General features: G+C 46.1%; 10 protein-coding genes and 2 pseudogenes. 9 read left to right on the top strand and 3 right to left on the bottom strand.

The window, feature by feature from the left end; translation table 11 throughout:
- Nucleotides 1–116 precede the first annotated feature (116 nt).
- The 7 genes and pseudogenes from ABXS70_RS12185 to ABXS70_RS12155 form a co-directional block, all read left to right on the top strand.
- On the top strand, nt 117–1,685 hold the full coding sequence (locus ABXS70_RS12185; RefSeq protein ID WP_342555993.1) for a response regulator: 1,569 nt from the start codon (nt 117–119) through the stop codon (nt 1,683–1,685).
- Nucleotides 1,682–3,424, top strand: a complete 1,743-nt coding sequence (locus ABXS70_RS12180) for a histidine kinase (RefSeq protein WP_342555994.1) — start codon at nt 1,682–1,684, stop codon at nt 3,422–3,424. Before ABXS70_RS12185 ends, ABXS70_RS12180 begins: the two co-directional genes overlap by 4 nt.
- Before the next feature lie 120 nt (nt 3,425–3,544).
- Nucleotides 3,545–5,221 carry an ABC transporter substrate-binding protein gene (locus tag ABXS70_RS12175; RefSeq protein ID WP_342555995.1) on the top strand — a complete coding sequence of 559 codons (1,677 nt, stop codon included), beginning with the start codon at nt 3,545–3,547 and terminating at the stop codon, nt 5,219–5,221.
- A 164-nt stretch (nt 5,222–5,385) separates the two neighbouring features.
- Entirely contained in the window at nt 5,386–6,327 is a 942-nt protein-coding gene (locus ABXS70_RS12170; protein ID WP_342556328.1) for an ABC transporter permease subunit, read from the top strand.
- A gap of 15 nt (nt 6,328–6,342) precedes the next feature.
- Nucleotides 6,343–7,263: a carbohydrate ABC transporter permease gene (locus ABXS70_RS12165; protein WP_342555996.1), complete on the top strand. Its 921-nt coding sequence runs from the start codon at nt 6,343–6,345 to the stop codon at nt 7,261–7,263.
- 72 nt (nt 7,264–7,335) lie between these two features.
- Nucleotides 7,336–8,070: pseudogene (locus ABXS70_RS12160) on the top strand (carbohydrate-binding protein); the annotation flags it as partial.
- Between the two features lie 33 nt (nt 8,071–8,103).
- Nucleotides 8,104–8,976 (top strand): annotated as a pseudogene (locus ABXS70_RS12155) (glycoside hydrolase family 30 beta sandwich domain-containing protein); the annotation flags it as partial.
- A 177-nt stretch (nt 8,977–9,153) separates the two neighbouring features.
- On the opposite strand, the gene ABXS70_RS12150 reads toward ABXS70_RS12155, so the two are convergent.
- The 3 genes from ABXS70_RS12150 to ABXS70_RS12140 form a co-directional block, all read right to left on the bottom strand.
- Nucleotides 9,154–9,429 (bottom strand): barstar family protein, encoded by a 276-nt coding sequence (locus ABXS70_RS12150; protein WP_342555997.1) that lies wholly within the window; start codon nt 9,427–9,429, stop codon nt 9,154–9,156.
- A gap of 11 nt (nt 9,430–9,440) precedes the next feature.
- Nucleotides 9,441–9,881: a ribonuclease domain-containing protein gene (locus ABXS70_RS12145; RefSeq protein ID WP_342555998.1), complete on the bottom strand. Its 441-nt coding sequence runs from the start codon at nt 9,879–9,881 to the stop codon at nt 9,441–9,443.
- 90 nt (nt 9,882–9,971) lie between these two features.
- Nucleotides 9,972–10,862, bottom strand: coding sequence for an AraC family transcriptional regulator (locus ABXS70_RS12140; protein ID WP_342555999.1), 891 nt, complete (start codon nt 10,860–10,862; stop codon nt 9,972–9,974).
- A gap of 208 nt (nt 10,863–11,070) precedes the next feature.
- Here ABXS70_RS12140 and ABXS70_RS12135 point away from each other — a divergent pair, with 208 nt between their 5' ends.
- The gene (locus ABXS70_RS12135; protein ID WP_366296044.1) at nt 11,071–12,597 is read left to right on the top strand and encodes a glycoside hydrolase family 43 protein; all 1,527 of its coding nucleotides are present in this window, start codon (nt 11,071–11,073) and stop codon (nt 12,595–12,597) included.
- Between the two features lie 88 nt (nt 12,598–12,685).
- The gene (locus ABXS70_RS12130) at nt 12,686–14,221 is read left to right on the top strand and encodes a glycoside hydrolase 43 family protein (protein WP_366296042.1); all 1,536 of its coding nucleotides are present in this window, start codon (nt 12,686–12,688) and stop codon (nt 14,219–14,221) included.
- Nucleotides 14,222–14,268: the final 47 nt, after the last annotated feature.

The following is a 14,268-nucleotide window of genomic DNA, read 5'->3' as shown; positions in this document are numbered from 1 at the left end:
TTGATTTGTTCAACAACAGTACAGCACAGCATATGACTGTAGTTTAAACGGATTCTGCCTGAAGCTGATCAACTGCGGGCGGGATATTTTTCGTTATAAGGAAAGGGGAAGATAACATGTTAAAAGTATTGCTGGTCGATGACGAGATGTATATCCGCAAAGGGATGTACGAGCTGATTGATTGGCAGAGCCTGGGTATGGAGATTGCAGGGGAGGCCGAGAATGGACTGGAAGCGCTGAACAAGGCGGAATGTATGAATCCTGATATTATTATTACGGATATCCGAATGCCTATTCTAGATGGCTTAGATTTAATCCGTGCTGTAGAAAAGTCTCCTACTCTGGAGCCTGTTTTTATTATCATCAGCGGTTACCATGATTTCAAATATGCGCAGCAGGCGATAAGGTACGGTGTTCAGGATTATATACTCAAGCCGATTGATGACGAGGAAATGACTGCTACGCTGCAGAAAGCTGCTCATTCGATTCGAAACAAGCGAAAACATGCCTTTCTGGCAGAGGAACAAGCAAACCGTATTATGCTCAAAGACATGATTAAGGGTCAAGTGCGAACAGAGGATGAGATCCGTTATGCCGAAATGCTCGGTATTGACCGCGAGACGGCGTTGAAGATTGTGCTGTTTGAACTGCAGACAGGCTCGGAGCGGAGAAAAGTTACTGTGCAGCAGGTTAGTCATACGCTTCAAACCATAAAGGATGATCGTTTTGATGTATACGTTATTGAGGAACAGTTGAGCAGATTTGCCTTGATTCTTCTATGGAAGGAACCCTATCCGCAGCGCCAGATCGAAGACAAAATTCAATCAATTCAGAAAATACTAATGGAAAAGCTGGATGCAGATATAGGGCTGTATGCAGGTACAGTGGTAAATAACTTGTTCGATGCGCCTCGGTCTTATGCAGAAGCGGATGAGGCCTCGAGACATAAATTTGCTGAACCGGGAAGTATCGTACGTTATGTCGAAGTGAGGGATCGACCTTTATACGTATTCAACATTAATCAAGAAGAGGTTGACCCATTGATTCTCAGCCTGGAAGAGCGAAATCGAGCGGCTTGTCATACCATTGTGGACGAAATGTTCAATACGTTCCATTCCCGACGTTTTTCGCCTCAGGCTGTCACGGGTTCTCTGCTGCGCTGTATTACGGGGATATTGTCTGTTGTTCATGAGATGGGAGGTACAGATGCAGGACTGCAGCAGCTTAAACTGTTGGCCGAACAAGATCAGGATGGCTGGAATCTGCGACTGCTGAAAGGAGCATTTTTGGAAGCACTGGAGGAAGCCGAGGAATATATTGCGCAGCTGCGGACGGAGCAGTCCAAAGGGGATATTAACAAAATCAAACGATATATCGATTCCCATTACATGGAGAATATCAGTCTCAAAAGTATAGCGGCCCAGTTCTATATGAATCCGGTCTATCTTGGTCGACTATTCCGCAAAAGTTACAACCAGTATTTTAATGAGTACCTGCTCAATCTTCGGATTCAAGAGGCACAGAAGCTGCTCCGCCAGACGGATCTGCGAATGTATGAGGTAGCCGCCCGGATCGGTTTTCAGAATGCGGACTATTTCGTGACGCAGTTTGAGAAAATCGTGAACATGAGCCCGACTGCCTATCGTAATCTTCTGAAAGAGGATGGACAGCGGGGTGCCCAATGATAAGGTGGAATCTGAATTACATGAAACTTCGGGACAAGCTGCTGCTGATGTACGTTTTATCGGTGTTTATTCCGATTGTTGTGACAAACGTCGTTTTTTATCAAGTGACAACCGCTAACATCCGAAGCCAGAAAACACGGGACGCGGGTGTAGCTTTACAAAACTTGAAGAACGAGCTGCGCGTCACGATTGATCAGGGCGTCGGGTTATCTTATTCGCTCTATGTTGACCCCGTATTTAATGATACGTTATCCCGTTCGTTCGCCAGTCATTCGGAGTACATTCGTGCGTACAATTCATATCTCAGAGGAGAGTTCTCCGGCCAGCTTAGCCAGGGAATTCGTTGGTACCAAGTATATACGGATAATCCAACCATTTTGTCCTCGGGATACATCGAGCATTTAACCGAGGCCGTTCGCATGTCCAGCTGGTACAAGCAGCTGCAGGATACATCGGTACCTTACCCGACGCTGATCGCGACAGATCAGATGTTAAGTCTTGTACAGCGATTAAACAATATGGATACCGGCGGAGTTGAACAGCTGCTCAAGATTGACTTTAATATGGATCTGCTCAAAGAACAATTTCGCAACAGCGGGTTTGATGGCAAAGTGTATCTGGTCGATCCGGGAGGACACATCCGGTTTTCGAATGATCCGAAGTCAGCAGATGCGCCGATCGGAGAGGTGTACAGCAATTTAGAATTTCCGAACAAAACGATTCGGTTTGAACGTGTCTATTCCGGCATCAACTATTTGGAAGGCTGGTCGCTGCAAGGGGTGATGGATGAAGAGATTGTGCTTCAAGAGGTGCGTAAATCACGATCCTTTGTCGTCTGGCTGGCGTGTATCAACTTTGTGCTGCCTTCAATCATTATCGCGGCGATGTCCAGATCGATCCATGTCAGGCTGGTACGCATTCTGAAACATATGAAAAAAGTAAAAACTCAAAATTTTCAGACCATTCCTCCTGAAGATGCAAGGGATGAAATAGGCCAATTAACGACCGAATTCAACCGGATGACCGAGACCATTCGCAGCCTGATTGATGAGGTATACCTGGCAGATATTCAGAAAAAAGACCTGGAGCTTAAACAGCAGCAGGCTCAGCTTCATGCATTACATAGTCAGATTAATCCGCATTTTCTGTTTAACACGCTTGAATCCGTTCGGATGCGCAGCCTGATCAAAGGCGAGAAGGAAACCGCCAAAATTGTACACCACATGGCTAAAATGTTTCGCAAGTCCATCAGCTGGAACCAGCACGATGTAACCGTGAAAGAGGAACTGGAGCTGATTGAGAGCTTTTTGCAGATCCAGAAATACCGCTTTGGTGAAAAGCTGCAGGTGCATATTGAAGCAGACCCGACCGCTTTAAACTACCGGATTCCCAAAATGGTCATCCTGCCATTTGTGGAAAATGCCAGCATTCATGGCATTGAATCCACGCCAGGTGAAGGCATCATTCGACTGGTCGTGATAAAAGATGGTCAGGAGCTTCAAATCCGGCTGGAGGATAACGGGATCGGCATGTCGGATGCCAAGCTGCAGGAATTACTGCAATATATGGATCAAAATACGGACATGGGCGAGCATGTAGGAATGAAGAATGCCTACAGCCGTTTGAAACTATGTTACAAGGACCGCTTTTCTTTTTCGATCCAGACAGCAGAAGGCAGGGGGACTTGTATACAGATTCGGCTGCCGCTGGATGAAGACGAAATGATGGAAGGGAAATGATGGTCCGATATACTTTTTAAAGAACAATGTACAGTTTCGTGGGTAACTATGAAAGCGTTATCTTGATATATTGAGAGTGCTTACAGACACCGCTTAATTAAAAAGGGGGAAATAGAACACATGTTAAAACCGCTTTTGAAAACGACAGGACTAGCTGTATTACTGGCATCCCTTCTTGCTGGATGTACTTCAGGCAGCTCATCTCCAGGGGACTCTGCAGCAAAAGAAGATGATAACAGCCCTGTCACATTCTCGTATTATATGTTTTCTTCTGGCAAGAAGGACATTTTGGCAAGTGAAACAGCGATTGGTAAAGAGCTGCAGAAGCAGACGGGTGTGGACTTTAAAATGGAATATCTGGTTGGCGATAGCGCCACTAAGGCAGGGGTTATGATTGCCAGCGGCGACTATCCAGATGTTATCGCTTCCAGCGGAGAAATGTCCAAGCTGCTCGATGCCGGAGCTTACATTGCACTGGATGATCTGATTGAAAAATATGGTCCGAATATCAAAAAAGTATACGGACCTTACTTTGACAAAATGAGAAACCCGGAAGACGGAAAAATCTATGCACTCCCGTATACGGCCAATCAGGGCGAATATTCAGGCAGCCCTAACATTGGCGGAGGAGCTTTCTGGATTCAACGTTCTGTACTGAAGGAATTTAACTATCCTAAAATTACGACGCTGGATGAATATTTTGATCTGATCGAGGATTACAAAGAGAAGCACCCGAAGGTTGACGGAGCAGAGACCATCGGTTTTGTGTCCCTTGCTGGTGTAGCCAATAACTTCTTCACCCTGCAGAATCCGGCCATGCACCTTGCAGGATATCCTAACGACGGCGGCGTTATGGTAGATATGAAAACCCATGTCGCAAGAACGGTTTCGGGCACAGAGGAACAGAAACGCTGGATCAAAAAACTGAATGAAATTAACGCAAAAGGTTTACTAGATCCGGAATCATTCACGATGAACAAGGATCAGTATTTGGCCAAACTGACCTCGGGTCGGGTTCTCGGTTATTTTAACTACGCATGGCAGGTTGGAGATGCAACCAATAACCTCCTAGCGGCAGGCATTGACGAGAAGCGTTACGCACCTCTGCCAATCGTCTTTGACAAAAACATCAAGGATCAATACATTGATCCTCCCGGCTTCGTAAACAACTATGCAACCGGAATCAGCGTGAATGCGAAAGATCCGGAACGGATCATTAAGTATTTTGATAATTTGCTCAAAGAAGAGAATCAGATCCTCGTGCAATGGGGGATCAAGGATCAAACATACAGCGTAGATGAAAAGGGCCGCTTCTATTACGCCAATGATGAGCAGCGGAAGATGCATGACGATGTAGAACTGAGCCGCAAATTCGGCTTTGCTTATTTCGCCAATGACTGGCCGCGTTATGGTACAGAATCCACGCTGTCGGATGGGAACGCATACAGTCCAGGTAATCAGCCGGAAGTTGTCGCAGCAACCTATACCGAAGGAGATAAAAAACTCCTCGATGCTTATGGCGTCAAAACATTCAGCGAACTGTTCAACAAGCCGGAAGAGCGTCCATGGTTCCCGGCATGGTCCATTGCTCTTGAGCAGGGTTCACCTGAACAGGTATTCACCACCAAATCAGATGATATACAGCGCAAATATTTGCCTGAGATGATTCTGAGCGCGCCATCCAACTTCGACAATATTTGGAATGCTTACATGGCCGAATTCAGCAAGCTGGATAAAGCAGGTTACGAGAAAAAAATGACTGAAGTCATTCAAAATCGGGTTGCTGGCAAGTGGTGATGAGATCCAAAAAATATAAAAATATAAAAATATAAAACAAACTGTTACGTGCGCTGGAGAAAAAGGGGAACAGCCCTCTATAACTACCTTTCTCCGCGCACGAATAACAGAAAAGGGAAAGGAGTATCTGCATCGTGGAGGAACCTAATGTACCCCTTCAATCGATTCCGCGGGCTTCCCGTCCAAAAGGTGATCGAGGAAATAGCTTCTACAGACGACTGCTGCAGCAGCGCAGCTTGGCATTTATGTGTATTCCTTTTGTAATTTGGGCGTTTGTATTTAAATATTTGCCGTTATGGGGCTGGACGATGGCGTTCCAGAACTTCAAACCGGCAAGAGCTTTCGCGGATCAGCAGTGGGTAGGAATGAAGCATTTCCAAACCCTGTTTGAAGATAATACGTTCTATCGGGTGCTGCGAAATACGCTGGTGATGAGTTCCATTAAGCTGGTACTCGGGTTTGTTACAGCTATTACGCTGGCACTTCTGTTAAACGAGCTGAAAAATATCGTTTTTAAACGTTTTGTACAAACGGTAAGTTACCTGCCTCACTTTATCTCTTGGGTTGTTGCATCAAGTATTGTGCTTACCGTACTTTCACCTGATGGTATCATCAACCTCATCCTTATGAAGCTGCACTTGATCGACAGTCCAGTGCTGTGGATGGGAAAAGGGGAGTATTTCTGGGGCATACTGGGAGCCACCGAAGTATGGAAAGATGTCGGCTGGAACACGATCATCTATCTGGCGGCTATTACAGCCATCGATCCTGCTCAGTATGAGGCAGCTGAGATCGACGGAGCCAGTCGTTTCAAACGCATGCTGTACATTACACTGCCAGGTTTGAAACCGGTTATCGTGATTTTGCTGATTATGAACATGGGAAGCATCCTCGAATCAGGATTCGAACCTCAATATTTGCTGGGCAACGGAATGAATATGGATTATTCAGAGAACCTGGATATCTTTGTATTGAAGTATGGTTTGGGAATGGGGAACTTCTCTTTAGGTACAGCGGCAGGGATTTTCAAAACTGTGGTCAGCTTCATCTTCCTCTTCACCGCCAACTATATCGCCAAAAAAATGGGAGAAAGCAGACTATTCTAAGAGGAGGCCTAGGCCATGCCAAAAGCAAAATCATCCCGCTTGCGGAACAGCAGTGCCGGGGACCGGGCGTTTGATGCCATCAATATCACTTTCATGATCTGTTTGATGATTGTTACGATTTATCCGTTTATTAATATGATTGCCGTTTCGCTGAATAATGCGAATGATGCGATTCGCGGAGGTATATATCTGTGGCCGCGAGAGTGGACACTGGATAACTACAAATACATCTTTGGGGAATCCGACATTTACCATGCCACGCTGATCTCGGCGCTCCGTACGATTATCGGAACGATCGTGTCTGTATTCTGTACGGCGATGCTTGCCTATACTCTCAGCAGGCAGGAATTTGTGCTTCGCAAGTTCGTGACGATGTTTTTTGTCTTCACGATGTACTTCAGCGGAGGATTGATTCCGGGTTATCTGTTGATCCGTGATCTCGGCATGATTGGCTCTTTCTGGGTCTATATCATTCCGGGTGTCATCGGTGTGTTCAATATGATTGTCATTCGTTCCTTTATAGAAGGTTTGCCTGAAGGCATCCTGGAGTCAGCCCGCATTGACGGAGCCGGGGAATTTACGACGTTTATTCGAGTAGTGCTGCCATTAACGATTCCAGCCATGGCTACCGTTTCACTTTTCGTGGCAGTCGGTCAGTGGAACTCCTGGTTTGACGTCTTCCTGTACAACTCTTCCAATAAGGAACTCAGCACGCTGCAGTATGAATTGATGAAGATTCTGCAAACTTCTACGACAGCGGCAACTTCATCAGCAAGTGATGTGTATCAGGCTGCCGAGAACAGCGGCGTATCCGTGACGCCGACTTCCATTCGAGCAACGATGACCATAATAGCGAGTGTGCCAATCCTGATGGTCTATCCGTTCCTGCAGAAATATTTTGTACAAGGTATGACTATTGGAGGCGTAAAGGGATAAGGCTTCATTCGAATCATACATGTTGGGAGATGAGCAATCGTGAATTCTTTGATCAAAAAATCACTATGTACGATGCTTGCAGCGTTGACAGCACTACCCTTGTTGTATGTTCCTGCCTCATCCAAAGTGATGGCAGCAAACGATGCTGTTATTAATGTAACTTCGCCCAAACAAGTGATTCGTGGTTTTGGCGGCATGACTCATTCCGGCTGGATTGGCGATCTTACACCGGCGGAGCGTCAGACGGCTTTTGGCAATGGGGATAATCAGCTTGGGTTCTCCGTGCTTCGAATTCCGATTGACGAGAACAAGAACAATTGGCAGCGGGAAGTGGATACGGCCAAAAAAGCTATTGAACACGGAGCGATTGTATTTGCATCTCCTTGGAATCCGCCAGCGGACATGACGGAATTGGTTACACTGGGGATCACTTCTGGCGGTGGTTCAACCTATGAAGCAGAAACCTCAACAACGCTGACGGATGCAGAAGTGGGCAGTACGTTTACCGGTTATACCGGGTCAGGTTATGCTTCCTTCCAGAATGCAAGCGGTTCGGCCGTCCAGTGGAATACAATCCTGATTGGCAGCACAGGTACCAAAAACATCAAGATTCGATATTCACTCCCATCAGGAACCAGTAATCTGGATGTCTACGTGAACGGTTCATTAGCACTTAGCGGCGTACCATTTGAAGCGACTGGAAGTGGAAACACATGGAAGGATAAGTCGATTCAGGTACCGATGGTGAACGGTACAAGCACGTTAAAGCTGGTTACTACGGGAACGGGTGGCCCGAACATCGACAATATCAACGTCACTGCATATACGCAGGTTACCCAGGCCAAACGTCTTAAATATGACAAGTATGAAGCCTACGCTGAATATTTGAATGAATTTGATGCATTTATGAAAAATAATGGGGTTAACCTTTACGCGATTTCCGTACAGAACGAACCGGACTATGCACATGACTGGACCTGGTGGTCTCCAGAGGAAATGCTGCGTTTTATGAAAGAAAATGCAGGTTCCATCCATAATCGTGTAATTGCTCCTGAATCCTTCTCTTATGTGAAAACGATGTCAGACCCGCTTCTCAATGACCCGCAAGCGCTTGCGAATCTCGATATTCTCGGTGCACATACGTATGGTACGCAGTACAGCGATTTTCCGTATCCTTTATTTGAACAAAAGGGAGCGGGGAAAGAGCTTTGGATGACAGAAGTGTATTATCCAAATAGCGAAACCAATTCGGCAGATCGCTGGCCAGAAGCGCTCGGGGTAGCGGAACATATGTATAATGCGATGGTTGAAGGTAATTTTCAGACCTATGTTTGGTGGTACATCCGCAGACATTATGGTCCAATTAAAGAGGACGGGACGATTAGTAAACGGGGTTACAGTATGGCGCATTACTCGAAGTTTGTTCGTCCGGGTGATGTCAGAGTAGACGCAACCAAAAATCCGGCAAACGGAGTATATGTGTCAGCTTACAAAGGAGAGAACAACAAGGTTACCATTGTGGCGATTAACAAAAATACTTCAGCTGTGAATCAGCGATTCACTGTGCAGAATGGAACAGCTTCAGCCGTATCCTCCTGGGTAACAGACAGCACGCATAACCTGGCGGCTGGTTCTCCACTGCAGATTTCCGGCAGCGGATTTACGGCAGATCTTCCGGCCCAAAGTGTCACAACATTTGTCGTGCAGCCGTAAGAACTTATGAAATGAAGAAAAAGAATTAGATAAGAATAGAAGAACTACAATAAAACAAAAGTACAATAGAAGATAGAACTAAAGAACTAAAGAACTAAAGAACTAAAGAACAAATGCTTGAAAAGAAGAAAAGAGTATTAAAATAAACAGGCTGCCTAAGGGCAGCCTGTTTGTTTGTCATGGCAGCAGCTCGAGTATAAATCCATCGATCTCCTGTTCTGCTTCGCGCATCACTTCGACCACTTGGTCTGCATAATCACCAAGCGTTTCTCTGCATGCATCGAAAAAACTCCAGCGGATGGTCAGCGGCATCATCACTTCGCCTGTCAAGGCATCCCATAAAGCATCCAGATTGCGTCCATAATGTTCGTGCAGTCGAAGCTTGTCCTGCAGCAGCTGATGAAGTTCTTCGCGGTTATGAGGATCACGACCGTCAATCAGAATGATATTCATGCTTTCCTCCGTTATTTGATCTGATAAAACGTCTTATAATGATCTGTTGTTTGATAGATTAGGCCGTCACTCGAATATAAAATTCGGTCACTTCCCCGTTTGCCGCCGGTATAATGAATGTCTGCTTCATACCAGGTGCGTCCTTTTTTGCTTGGAAGAAGACCTTCGCGATTTCTGAATATATCACCGCCAATGCTCTTGCCAGGGGCCACCTTATGCAGGTTGCCCTCACTCGGTTCCCAGCCAAGAGCACGCGCTTCTTTTTTGGTAATATAATGGGGTGGAAGTTCGTGATGCTCCTTGATATAGTCGGCAACTTCCTGAAAACCCATCTCCTTCGAAACTTGGCCCGCATGAGAGCCGGTATCGGTCGTGATTGGCGTGGTGCAGCCTGCAAAAAGCAATGCAGAAAGCAGGATGAACAGGGGGTATAACCATTTTCTTAAATGCATGTTCTGATCTCCTTTTAATGATGACAATGCATTTAATGTTAATCTGTTTCTGGTTGTAAATCAATGTTCGCCATTAAACATCAAGTCTTATTATGGCTCGAAATTGGTTACAATCTGCTGGAGAGATGGCGAATCTGAGGTTTCCCGCCGATGCTTCCTATATTTCCCCGGTGAGATTCCTACAATTTTAGTGAAACTTCGAATGAAGTTGGCATAGTCACTGAATCCTGACTGGAAGCAGGCATCCGTAATGCTCATTCCTTCTGTCAGATGCTGTTTCGCCAGTTCGATGCGCCGACCTAAAATGTAGGAACGAAGAGTAAGTCCTGTATGTTTTTTGAACTGTCGACTGATGGAGGTGCTGTTCAGATAGAACTCCTCAGCCAGTTGGCCCAGTGTAATCTCTTGTGTAATGTTCAGTTCGATATATTCCATCGTTCTGCGAACCAATTCCGGCATGATATCTTGAGGTACAAAGGAATTCTGCTGGAACCACTGGTTGATGAGAACAAGCAGCTGAGCCATTGCCGCATTCGTGCGCACGTCTGCTCCGTACATATTACAATCCGCTGCTTCTTCAATCTGGCTGGTCCAGAACAGCAGCTGGTTTAACTGATCGTTATGCAGATGAATAATGCTGCTTATTCCTTCAGGCCTTTGATCAAAACAGGACAACAGATTCGTCCGTACAGTAGACAGCTGGCATAGATATGATTTTTTGAGGTTTATTGTGATCCGTTCATATTCAGTCTCATCCAGAATCAGCGTCCGGTGCATCTCTTCGGGAGAGATGACAAGTAAGTCTCCGCACTGCATGGGATAACAACGGTGATCCACATAGAAATGTACGCTGCCTTTCAGGAACAGATAGATTTCGTACGCATTATGACGATGATAACTGGTTTCGAGTTGGTATGTCGTTAAAGGATGACGGTACAGCAGCTCTGGCTGAATGGGGTCATAAAAGTAGTCAGAAGACATCTGGCGTAAGTACCTCCTGTCATTTCGCGCAATAAATCAAGCAAACAACGCAATGAAATTGGACTTAGATTCACTTAAAATGTAATCATCCTATCATGAAAACGTTTGTTTTGCAAACGCTTTCTATTTGGTGTGTTCAATTGTTATGATATCTCAGGTGAAGTTGAAGATATTAGGTAGTTCAATTCTATTTTCAGGAGGAAATGAAATGAATAACGATACGATGCCGCAGACCAACAAGCAAAAGGATGAGAACGGTTTGACCGTTCCTCGGGAATGTACATCAAAGGAAGTTGGCAAGATTCGTCCAAATGCTAATCCTTTAATGGCTCACAAATTCGGGGCCGATCCTTATGCGCTGGTGTATAATAACCGTGTTTATCTCTACATGACCAGTGACAAACTGGAATACGATGCGAACAAGATTCCTCAGAAAAACAGCTATCAGTCCATTAATAAAATAACGGTGATCTCTTCAGAGGATTTGATCAACTGGACGGATCACGGGGAGATCAAGGTTGCCGGTCCGGAAGGAGCGGCAACATGGGCTTCTCAATCCTGGGCTCCGGCAGCTGCCCATCGCAGCATCAACGGAGAGGACCGTTTTTATCTGTATTTTGCGAATAATGCCAGCGGCATTGGTGTCTTGAGTGCGCCAACACCGACAGGACCTTGGATTGATCCGATTGGTAAAGCGTTGGTCACTAGAGAAACACCGGGGGTAGAAGATGTAACCTGGTTATTTGATCCGGCCGTTCTAGTGGATGATGACGATCAGGCTTATCTCTACTTCGGAGGAGGCGTGCCTGAAGGCAAACCGGAAAGACCGGATACGGCACGAGTGATGCGGCTTGGGGAGGATATGGTCAGCGTTGAAGGCAGGGCCAAAGTAATTCCTGCACCTTTTATGTTTGAAAATTCAGGGATACATAAATATGATAATACGTACTACTACACCTATTGCTCAAATTTCTTCCAAGTGGAACGTGATGAAGACAGCCCGCCGCCTGGAGAGATCGCATACATGACAAGTTCGCAGCCGATGGGTCCATGGACGTATCAGGGAACGATCCTGAAGAATCCGGGTCACTTCTTTGGTATCGGTGGTAACAATCATCATGCCATTTTTCCACTGCATAATCAGTGGTATATTGCCTATCATGCGCAGACGCTCTGTCAAGCTATGGATATTCCTGAAGGGTATCGTTCTACACATCTGAACCGCGTAGAGTATGAGGAGACAAGTGGAAGGATGAAGGAAATTCATGCCGACTATGCAGGCGTAGATCAATTAAAGTCATTTTACCCGTATCAAACCGTTAGCGGTGCAGCGATGGGCTGGAGTGCAGGAGTAAGCACACGCCAACTAAGCCCGGCCGAGCATGGACAGTCTTCAGAGCAGGATGAAGTTGTCAGTCTCATGCGTGACGGAAGCTGGATTGCTCTCTCTTCTGTGGATTTTGGTGAACAAGGAGCGGCCAGTTTTACCTCATTGCTATGCAGTCAAGGTGGTGCAGGGATACTTGAACTTCGACTGGATCGTGAAGACGGAGAATTGATCGGAACTGTGCATATTCCGGCAGCAGCCGAAGGTAGGGAATGGATGGAAGGGTGGACTTCGATTACAGGTGCGGAGCGTGTGCATGATTTGTATCTTATGCTGCAGTCACCAGACAGCAATTCGAGCAGCAGTCCGTGTATTCTGCTGCAGCAGTGGGCGTTTGAAAAAGCTTAGAATGATAAGTGTTTTTTACACAAGACCACGAACCGAATCTATATGAACTGATATCCCGCAAAAGCGGAAAAAAGAGGTGCTTTCAAACATGCATTCCAACCCGATTATATGGGCTGATTACCCTGATGTGGACGTCATTCGGGTAGAAGATACGTATTATATGGTGAGCACAACAATGCATATGATGCCTGGTTGTATCATTCTACGTTCGTATGATCTGATGCAGTGGGAAACGGCTGCGTATGTGTATGACATTCTGGATAATACTCCGGCACAGCGGCTGGAGAATGGTGAACAGATCTATGGTAAGGGGATGTGGGCTGCTTCACTGCGTTATCATCAGGGGAAATTTTATGTCATCTTCGTGGCCAATGATACCCGTAAAACCTATCTGTACACATCTGAAACGATAACAGGGCCCTGGAGCAAACAGATTGTAGAGGGATTCTACCACGACTGCTCGCTGTTTTTTGATGACGACGAACGGGTTTATCTAGTGCATGGTAATCGAGAGATTCACCTAACTGAATTGAAACCGGATCTTTCGGGGCCTAGGCCGGATGGCAGACATCGGATCATAGTAACAGATCATCAGCCGCATTATCTTGGATATGAAGGTGCACATTTTTACAAAATTGAAGGAATTTATTATGTCTTCCTGATTCACATGACGAAGCAAGCAGGGCGAAGAACACAAGCATGTTACAGAGCGGATACGCTGGATAGTACATTTGTCGGTGGAGAAGTATTCAACGATGATATGGGATATTTTAATTCAGGAGTCGCTCAGGGCGGTATCGTGGATACGCCTGAGGGGAACTGGTACGCAGTGCTTTTCCAGGATCATGGGGCTGTGGGTCGGATTCCGGTGCTGGTACCGATGCGTTTTGAGGAAGGGTTACCGGTATTTGCGAAAGAAGCTCCGAAACAAATCGACATTGCCAGTACGAAGCCTGGACACCAATATAACCCGCTCGCTGCAAGCGACCGTTTTGAATACACGCTTGACGACCAGGGTAAGGTGCGCCTGCGAGATGTTTGGCAGTGGAATCATACGCCGCATGATGATCTGTGGTCTGTAACTGAAAAACCGGGGGTGTACCGGATTCGAACCGGTCAGCTCAGCCCGAACCTGACGTTTGCAGTAAACACACTGACACAGCGTGCGATGGGTCCGGCTTGTGAAGCTTCAGTAACGCTTGATGGCAGCCGCCTGAATAACGGGGATTATGCGGGTCTTTGTTTTCTGATAGGGACCTACGGTCTGATTGCATTGACCAAAGATGAAGGCCAATACTTTCTGGTTATGCAGGCCAGAGAAAGTCAAGATTCCAGTATTTTTGGCAATTTTATCGATCAGGAGCCTGCCGTAGAGCACGCTCGGATACCCGTGTCAGGGCCGATGGTGACACTGCAGGCTTCCGCAAATTTTGCGAATAATCAGGATGAATGCCGCTTTGCCTATAAGGACGGGGTGGAGTGGAAGAGTCTCGGGGTTCCTCATCATATGGTTTACAAGCTGGATCACTTTATGGGGTGCAGAATTGGATTGTTTCTGTTTTCTACAGAAACAATCGGAGGTTCAGCTGACTTTTCTAATTTCGATTATCATATTAAGCGGTAATTTTCTCTTCAGAGCTGTAAATAAAAGCTGCCGAGCGGCAGCTTTTT

The organism is Paenibacillus sp. AN1007 (assembly GCF_040702995.1).
Lineage (GTDB): Bacteria > Bacillota > Bacilli > Paenibacillales > Paenibacillaceae > Paenibacillus.
The sequence above is the reverse complement of the archived record's forward strand: the minus strand, read 5'-3'. Positions and strand labels throughout refer to the sequence as shown.

Coding starts and splice junctions, on each gene's coding strand:
- ABXS70_RS12180 (WP_342555994.1), top strand. CDS start 1,682: ATGATAAGGTGGAATCTGAATTACATGAAACTTCGGGACAAGCTGCTG.
- ABXS70_RS12185 (WP_342555993.1), top strand. CDS start 117: ATGTTAAAAGTATTGCTGGTCGATGACGAGATGTATATCCGCAAAGGG.
- ABXS70_RS12145 (WP_342555998.1), bottom strand. CDS start 9,881: ATGCATTTAAGAAAATGGTTATACCCCCTGTTCATCCTGCTTTCTGCA.
- ABXS70_RS12165 (WP_342555996.1), top strand. CDS start 6,343: ATGCCAAAAGCAAAATCATCCCGCTTGCGGAACAGCAGTGCCGGGGAC.
- ABXS70_RS12175 (WP_342555995.1), top strand. CDS start 3,545: ATGTTAAAACCGCTTTTGAAAACGACAGGACTAGCTGTATTACTGGCA.
- ABXS70_RS12135 (WP_366296044.1), top strand. CDS start 11,071: ATGAATAACGATACGATGCCGCAGACCAACAAGCAAAAGGATGAGAAC.
- ABXS70_RS12130 (WP_366296042.1), top strand. CDS start 12,686: ATGCATTCCAACCCGATTATATGGGCTGATTACCCTGATGTGGACGTC.
- ABXS70_RS12150 (WP_342555997.1), bottom strand. CDS start 9,429: ATGAATATCATTCTGATTGACGGTCGTGATCCTCATAACCGCGAAGAA.
- ABXS70_RS12140 (WP_342555999.1), bottom strand. CDS start 10,862: ATGTCTTCTGACTACTTTTATGACCCCATTCAGCCAGAGCTGCTGTAC.